Genomic DNA, 8,307 nt, shown 5'->3' on the forward strand with positions numbered 1-8,307 from the left:
CAGCTAAAGGTTTGGATGTCCTTTAAGGAGGTAATCCGAAATTCTGGCTGCAGGATATGTTAATTTCCCAATGCCTGCTTTTCGGAAAACCCCCTTTTTACCTGTGAAACCCACTTTCCACCCCTAATTTGACAGATTCTGTTAATTAATACCAGTATTTTCTTACACAAAACACGTTGCATTGACACACTACGTTTTAGTAAATTAAAAAACGTCCAAAAATCATAAGATGCAAGACAAAATTTTGAATTGTATTAAGAAAACAGAAGCATGAAGCCCATTTCAACATTATAAAATGTGTGCTTCTGTCAAATTTGGGTTCCACTATATTTTTTTGATAATCAATATTTTTCTCGATAGCGTTTTTAAAAAATATTAAAAAAGAATATCCTCATCAGGGTCCTGAATGGAACCACCTGATGCCACCAGGCCACATATCCGGGCATTACCCCTGACCTTGATGCTTCTTCAGTGTTTCCGTACCTTCCGATATTGATCCTTTTTCCATTGCCTTCGGGCTCATTTGAGTAGTCCGAGGAGGAATAACCTGCATCAATGCACGGGGAACTTATGCGATCCTTTATCCAGGTTATCCCATTCCATCTACCGCCTGTCGATCTAAGATGGTAATCATGATTTTTCGGGTCTGCAAAAAGAGGATTTGCATAGATATCGCTTTTTGATTCTGTGTTGATGTAGTCTCCAGCTTCATTATTATAGAGGCAGTTATTTTGCAGCACGAAGGTATGTGTTCCAGGAAGGTAATTGATCACGCAGTACCCTGTTCCTCGCGGATCTTTCTTACGCTTGAGGGTATTTACTATAATGTTGTTGCGGACAATGGTAGTGTATCCTGTACCGGCAGGGGAAAGGTCGGTAGATTTGCCTTCAGGATACATATGGATTACTGCAGCATGGTATACACCATCAAACACATTGTTCTCAATAAGAGTATCGTAAAAGCCACTCGTTACGATACCACCCACCCAATCGATGCTCGGATTCGTGCCAGTGCTATAGAAGATATTGTGATGAATATGGACATTTTGCGCCTCTTCTATGGAGTAAGAAGACCCGTATCCTATCAACCATAACCCGGGTCCAAAAGTGTTGTGGATGGTATTATTATATACTTCGATATCATCCATGACAGCTGAGGACTTCTGGATCTGGATTCCGGGTCCGCCTGCATCCTTATCATAGGAAGAATCAATAAAGTTGTCATGGAATTTTACATGATTTGAATTCCATACCCTGAGACCGCTATTAGTCCTGCAGGTTATCGTATTATTCCAGGCTTCCACATTCTGAGATTCAATAGCATAAAGCCCATCATGTCCAAGCTTATATATAGTGTTATTATAAAACTGGATGTTTTCACCATAGTGAATCCGTAATCCATCGCCTTGGCCGTCGTGCATGTACATATTACAAACAGTTACATTTTTTACTCGACCAAAATATATACAGTTGTAATACCCTTTTCCTTTTGGAGTTTCGGTGTTACCATTCTGATTCCCGTCTATCTCAAATCCTCTTACAGTAAGATTGTTTACAGAACCCTTACTGCCAATTAAGGGTATCATAGGAGAATTAGTCCATCCTGCATGGTCAACTAATTTGACAACAGCGTCGGAATCACCTTCAAGAACCGTGTTACTACTCTGAATGTAAATGGTATTCTCTATGGTATAGGTAAAAGGCCCTTTAAGATAAACGGTAGTGTAGTCGGGATTTTCGGCTACGAATTTAAGGGCCTGATTTATTTGTACATCATCGGCTTTTCCGTCACAGTTGAAGTCACCGCTGCCGTCCCCGGCGACATAAACTGTCATACCCGATGTGATGGAAATTGAAGCCGTTTCCATTAAGGTCAAGAAAAAGAGAATTAGAATGTAAACTTTTAATTTTTTTATAGTCCCCACCTACACATCCAACTTTTTTTACCTATTCCTTGTCCCCGTGTTTTTAATTATACTAACAAAACTTAAACAAATTATGGGGGGAATAACCTGAATCCCCTACCACGGAGATAAATAAACTCGTTATCCTTTTCATACCACCAATTTTTGTCTCGAAAAAGAGCTTTAATGGAGTGAGATAGAAGAGACATATAAAACACAATAAATTTTCTATCAGGAATTAATTTTCGTCTATCTGGAGACAGCATTCACCACCAATACATAACTAGTCATTCTTAATAAACATTATCTATTAAACTTCTCTATAAAACAAGAGTATCAATAATTGCTCCGCACACCCCAAATTTATCTATATTGTCTTTGCTGGAGAAATACTCAGGAAAGAAAGTTCTATAATCAAGTCAGAGAACTAAATATTAAACTGATAGTGTATAACATAAATAAAAATATTGTAGAAATAATTGCATAAAATTAAAGATTTTTATAGAGCCGAAAAATTGAAATTCTATAACTCAAAAGTGAAATCTATGATAAAGTCAAAACAGGAATATAAGTATTATTTAGAAGCAGATAGAATTGCTTTAGGCAAAAAAAGGAAAAAGCCGAGGTTATTTTTAGATGAAGTATGGGTATTTCAGAGATTATTAAGAAAAGTTGAGTACTATAAAAATTGCAAAAATTCCTATTTTTACCGTCCCTACTATTATTATCTATATTTAAAGTATCACCTACTAGGCATATTCCTTGGTTTTCTTATTGAGCCAAATGTTTTTGGTCCTGGGTTATCCATAAGTCATCCAGGTACGATTGTAGTCAACGGAAATGCAAGAGTAGGTGAAAATTGCAGGATACATGTATGTACGGTCATCGGAACTAAAGCAGGGGCAGGATATGAAGATTTGACGCCAAAAATAGGAAATAATGTTTACATTGGTCCTGGAGCAAAAATATTTGGAGATATAGAAATCGCGGATGGAATAGCTATAGGAGCTAATTCAATTGTAAATAAGTCCTTTACAGAACCAAATATAGGGATTGCAGGGATTCCAGCTAAGAAAATAAACGATAGGGGTTCTGAAAACCTGGTCCCAAAAGAGTTACTTATAACATTAAAAAAAGAATACCCGGAACTTTTCGAAAAACTTGAAGAATAATAGGATATTACCAGAACTTCCATCATGGCTTCTCATTTCCCGTATGACTCGAATCTGCTGTAAATTCTAAGCTAAATTTTTGTACACAGCACAGGAAGCTGGTTTACTCATATCGAGTTTTCGATTAGAGATCTTTTTAAAATTTGTAATTTTACAGAACTTTCGGTACGTTGCCTGGATGGTTGATATTTCGGAATTCGAGCTCAAGCACCGATCATAGAGTTTGTTTTTATCTACTGTACGCCGGCGGGCTCAAGCCTTGCGCGGCGAATGAAAGAAAGAATGTGAGAAATCAGTTGTGATCATTTCGGAATAATACCAACCAATTAATCAAGGAGCAACAGAAATAAGAGGATCGATTAAAAATAATTTTGTGTGAAAGAGTTCATACAATAACAACGATAGTATGTATTAGAAGGAGTTACTTCACATTATAGTTGGTAAAGACGTTTTAATACAAGTATCAATTATTCATTAAAGCAGTTAGAATAAGAAAAGTAAAAGGAGAGAAAAAAATAGAAAAAAATATATTGAAAAAGAAATTACTTTCGCTTGAAAGTTCCGGTTTGTGCAGGCTCCAAGAAATAGAGTTGCTGCTTTAATAGATGCGGATCGGGACTCTGAGAGTAGATATTGTAGAAATAATACTCTATAATTATCAAGAAGGACGGCGGGCACGTTGAAAAAAGATACTAATCGAATCTTGACCTTTCTGAGCTCTATTTCTTTGTTACTTATAACTTATGGTCTCTTTGAGCTCAAAAGAATTCCGCCTGAAGGATATGTAGCTAGCATCTATGACCAGCTTCCTTTACGTTTGTATCTGATCCTGCTCTTTTGTTATTTTTCTTCCTGTATACTTGTGCTTTCATATAGAAAGACACCTGCAATTATCATACTGCTACTTATTCATTTTACGGTACTGATCATCCCTTACATGCTTGGATACGTTTCCATTGGGAGATACGGAGAATTTTCATATACGGGATTGGCAGAAAATAGTAGATTTTTTGATCTGTCAGGTTCTTCTGCCATTTCAACCCTTTCTCCTACGGGCCCTCTGTTAGTTTTACCCCTGGATTTGATCTCAGGGCTGGGGGCACAGACACTTTACCACTTTTTACCGATATTTTTTTCGATTCAATTTATTGCCGGAATGTTCATGTTATGCAGAACATATATGCTTCGGGAAAAACTTGTTGGGTTAACCTTGCTCTCTTCGTTTCTTCTATACTTCTGGCGTTTTCAGTTTTCAGTTTTTCCTTATTATCTCTCTTTTTGCATGATCCCTATCTATCTTTTTGTACTGAAGAAAGCACTTTCAGATAAAAACAGGACGATGCTTATTAGTTTTCTTTTTATGATAACTTTGCTTCCATTAGCTCACCCTTTTATTTTTGTATACATCATTTGTTTTTCTCTACTCCTCATTTTTACAGGTAAAATATTGAATAGGGGAAGACATCTCAGCAAAATATTTTTTGAGATTCTTGTTGAAGATACTGTATCCAATTCAAATGGAAGAAAAGTTATTTTCCTCTATATTCTGACGTTTACCTCAGGAAGTATCCTGTTCTGTGCGAAATATGCCTCCCAGTTTTCCCAAATTTTACCTCATGAGTTTTCACAGCGCGTTGGGACTTTATCAGTGACAGGTCTGACCAACGTATTAGGAATAGAATCCAATTTAGAATTAATACATTATTTTAATCTATATTATGGTAAATATTATATTCCATTAATCTTCATTGTGATCAATTCCATAATCGTATGGGAGAATCGTAAAAGGTTTTGCCGCCATTTTATCCACACGTATCCCTCCTTTTTAGTCTTATACATAACAACTTTTTTCATCGAATTGGGCTTCCTTTTAAACCCTTTTAACCCTTATCCTACGGAAAGATTTGCAAATTTAAGTTTCATCATTTTTGCTCAAATACCCCTACTGGCTTATTCACTCTATATCATATTTCTCAGAAAAGGGCATGTGCTTGGTTTTGCATCTGTGGTTCTGATCTTATGCCTTCTCTGGACCTTTGGTTTCTTCAGCTGTTTCAGTTCTCCTTATACTGATGGAATATCTGAAGGAGTTTCACAGAATGAGGTGAAAGGAATGCAGTGGTTATCCGGAGTAAAAACGACCCCTTCTTGCGTTATATCCTATGAAGACAAGAATATGGGAAACGCTGTTCTGTCAGGCTCTACCAGCAATTTAAAAAACTCTGATTTACTTCCTTTTGAAACGTCGTCTGGGTTCAGTTCTGTCCCGAAATACTCTTCTGAGGATATAATCCATTTAAAAAATTCGTCAGAAAATGAGCCATTCTATTTTGTGGTGACCACTTTTTCGAAGGAATTGAGTTTGAATGAATCTAGATCGGAGACCCCGACATCTGTCGGGAAAGTGTTCATACCTCCCGAAAGTTATCCTCTGCGCAAGATCTATGACTCCCTCAATATAGAAATTTATGAGCACGCCGCTTAAATGAGCACGTCCCTTGAGTTTGTTAAAAGGAAGGGATGAAAAAAGAGAACTTATCCACAAAAAGCAGAAGAGGAGAAAGTTATAGAGAAAGATAAAAAAGCCTGAAAGGAAGCTAAGGATTTGTTACGAAATACCCTGGGCAACGCAGAATTATTATGGGATTTAATCGATGGGCTTGTTTGTGAAACTGGGGAGAGTACAATCAAAAAGTTGCCCATGTTATTTCGCGGTGGGTCCTTAGATAGTAAGCAAGGGCTCAATGTACTCGGGAGCCGCCAATAAATATATCTTCTACCGGACTCGAATAAATTTTATTTATTTTATTCAGATTGCGATTCATCTCCAGTTCATTTTCAGGAGTTCCCCTGAAAAAATAATTAGCGCTTTCGACACCATTTCCTCCTTCACTCAAATATAAACCAGCTCGGAGGAATTCCCTGGTTCTAATCACGATATAACCACTATACTGAGCAAAGTTATTCACATCAGCAATTCTGTAGCTCCGGAAAAAAGAAAGGTTATTTTCTTCGGGAGCCCCCGGAATCCGAGGGAAATAAAAATACCTGGATGCGTAATAATCGGAGTAAATGTAAGAGCCAGCAGGAGCATAACACTTAACATGCTCAAACCCTCTCAATTCCGGGGCTGTAAAATACGGATGCGCGGATTCAACAATGAGACTCTCAGAATCCGAGATACTGTAGACAGAAGAAACAAAGACGAAAGTAGAGAACAATAAAAAAATAAAGAATAAAGGATAACCTTTTTTAGAGGAGGACTTTGACAGATAGTTCCAGAATACATAAATACCGTAGCTCATAACAAAAGCCATAAAGGGGCTGACAAACAGCCTGAATCTGTCAATCCTGAATAAGACATGCAACTGCCAGATAGTATTGAGAGGATTCGGGATATAAAAGATAAGAGTAACCAGGGCGAATAACCCGAATACTGAAGCATAGTTGTTTTTGTTTTTTTTAAGTAGAAAACCAATCCCAATTAAAGCAAAAAATAGAAAAACAGAGCCGTCAAGATATCCGACTAAATTAATCAGATACTCATTAACATTTCCCAAACCTTCGGATGTCAAAACCATTGAGTCCCATAACTGACTCTGTAAACGTATGGTTATACCCCTTTGGACAAACAGGTATGCTACAAAAAACCAGTATGATATAAAAATAACATTTAACAGGATAAAAAAGGGTTTGCTTATATAACTGCCAACGTTGACAAGAGATTCGCAAACAAGGAGAATAACTAATAACAGGACAAACTGGGGCAAGGAAACGTTATGCACCAGTGTTAAAAAAAGCACGACAATAACCGAAAGGATTTTCACAGAGAGTTTAGACTCTTTAAAATTGACACTGTAAAGTAGATACAGTAATACGACGAACATTACGAAAGACATTGTGCGGGTGATCATATTTGCACCGTAATAAAGCACAACAGAACTCGAAGAAAAGAGTAAACAGGAAAGCAGGGAAATCTGCCGATTCTGAGTAATATAGAGAAAAAGATAGTAGAGGAAAATGATAGTTATTGCATAAATCGGGGCAGTTATTAAAAAAAGAGAAGATTTTACACCCATATGTAAGATGAGAGAGGATGCAGCGACCATTATGTGATACAAAGGAAAGTATGCATAATCGGTTAAAGAAGTTGAAACAACATGTCCTGACATGGCAGTCATTTCTGAAAGTAAAATATGGGGCATAATGTCAGTTGTCCCAAAGTAAAGATCATAATTTAACGTAACACTGTAAGTAAGATTTAACAGACTTAAAAAAATCTCCGCCAGGATAACGGAAGGATTTGACTTTTCAGAAAAAATTTGCAGCAAAATCAGAATATAAAGTAACAAAATAAATATAAAATAAAACCAGGATCTGCCCCCTTGAGACAATAAAAGGGTGCTGACTGAGCCAAGATAGAAAATTCCAAATAGATAGATTAAAGAGTTTCGACTTATAGAAGGAAAAATAAGAATATCACTTAGTCCCATATCTTTTTTGTAAATGAATAATACAATAATACAGGAAATAACTGCAGGGACTCCAGTAAACAACCCTCTAACTGCAAAACCAAATTTTCCAACCGCAAACATCCATAAGAATGCAAATAATACGGCAAAGATTACGCATAATGGAAACAAAGAGTAGATAAATTTCATCTGCTTGTTATTATTATTAGCAGACTGGAACTCCTTAACTTCATTCAATATAGACATAGTATCCCCATTAATTCTTAAACCTCATAATCCTGAAACCCGATACAATTCAGATCATACTTAACTTGACAGACCGTATTAAACTTGAATTGCAGAGAAAATTTTTTAAAAACTAAATGACATTTACAGATAGGTCATTGATTAAGAAGATTTTGCTTTGAAAAATCCCCCGGCCATCCAAAATGCTCTGCTCACTTTAATTTTTATATTACATAATCAGTTACAAGGAATTGACACTAAATTCCCAGTCAATAAAAGCAACAAGATCCTCTTTGACATAAACGAAATAACTTAGGCAAAGAATAATTTAGTTGAAGCTAAATCAGTCATCTTGCTAGTGAAAATTATTTAATCATTCCTGAATATTGCCTATGTTACTTCGCCGCAGATCCTTGAAACGACTCAATGAATATTAAGAAGCGCTTCAATGCATTCTTCAATGAATTTTTCTTCGTTGCGAATACCTATTACAACCGAAACAAAAGGATATTCCATAAAATGACCCCGTTTTTA

General features: G+C 36.4%; 4 protein-coding genes. 2 read left to right on the forward strand and 2 right to left on the reverse strand.

What is annotated here, in order from left to right; translation table 11 throughout:
• Nucleotides 1–365: 365 nt before the first annotated feature.
• The gene (locus EO98_RS10550; protein ID WP_082098571.1) at nucleotides 366–1,868 is read right to left on the reverse strand and encodes a right-handed parallel beta-helix repeat-containing protein; all 1,503 of its coding nucleotides are present in this window, start codon (nucleotides 1,866–1,868) and stop codon (nucleotides 366–368) included.
• A 581-nt stretch (nucleotides 1,869–2,449) separates the two neighbouring features.
• On the opposite strand from EO98_RS10550, the gene EO98_RS10555 reads away from it, so the two are divergent.
• Together EO98_RS10555 and EO98_RS10560 are read left to right on the forward strand one after the other, a co-directional pair.
• Nucleotides 2,450–3,076 carry a serine O-acetyltransferase gene (locus tag EO98_RS10555; protein ID WP_048140387.1) on the forward strand — a complete coding sequence of 209 codons (627 nt, stop codon included), beginning with the start codon at nucleotides 2,450–2,452 and terminating at the stop codon, nucleotides 3,074–3,076.
• Between the two features lie 937 nt (nucleotides 3,077–4,013).
• A complete protein-coding gene (locus tag EO98_RS10560) occupies nucleotides 4,014–5,561 on the forward strand; it encodes a hypothetical protein (protein ID WP_235283596.1) in 1,548 nt (515 codons plus the stop codon).
• Between the two features lie 256 nt (nucleotides 5,562–5,817).
• On the opposite strand, the gene EO98_RS10565 is transcribed toward EO98_RS10560, so the two are convergent.
• Nucleotides 5,818–7,794 (reverse strand): hypothetical protein, encoded by a 1,977-nt coding sequence (locus tag EO98_RS10565; RefSeq protein ID WP_048140385.1) that lies wholly within the window; start codon nucleotides 7,792–7,794, stop codon nucleotides 5,818–5,820.
• Between the last annotated feature and the right edge of the window lie 513 nt (nucleotides 7,795–8,307).

This window comes from Methanosarcina sp. 2.H.T.1A.6 (assembly GCF_000979455.1).
Lineage (GTDB): Archaea > Halobacteriota > Methanosarcinia > Methanosarcinales > Methanosarcinaceae > Methanosarcina.

What these genes read in the sequence shown, in the direction of transcription:
- EO98_RS10555 (WP_048140387.1), top strand. Translation starts at nt 2,450, where the DNA reads ATGATAAAGTCAAAACAGGAATATAAGTATTATTTAGAAGCAGATAGA.
- EO98_RS10550 (WP_082098571.1), bottom strand. Translation starts at nt 1,868, where the DNA reads ATGGAAACGGCTTCAATTTCCATCACATCGGGTATGACAGTTTATGTC.
- EO98_RS10560 (WP_235283596.1), top strand. Translation starts at nt 4,014, where the DNA reads ATGCTTGGATACGTTTCCATTGGGAGATACGGAGAATTTTCATATACG.
- EO98_RS10565 (WP_048140385.1), bottom strand. Translation starts at nt 7,794, where the DNA reads ATGTCTATATTGAATGAAGTTAAGGAGTTCCAGTCTGCTAATAATAAT.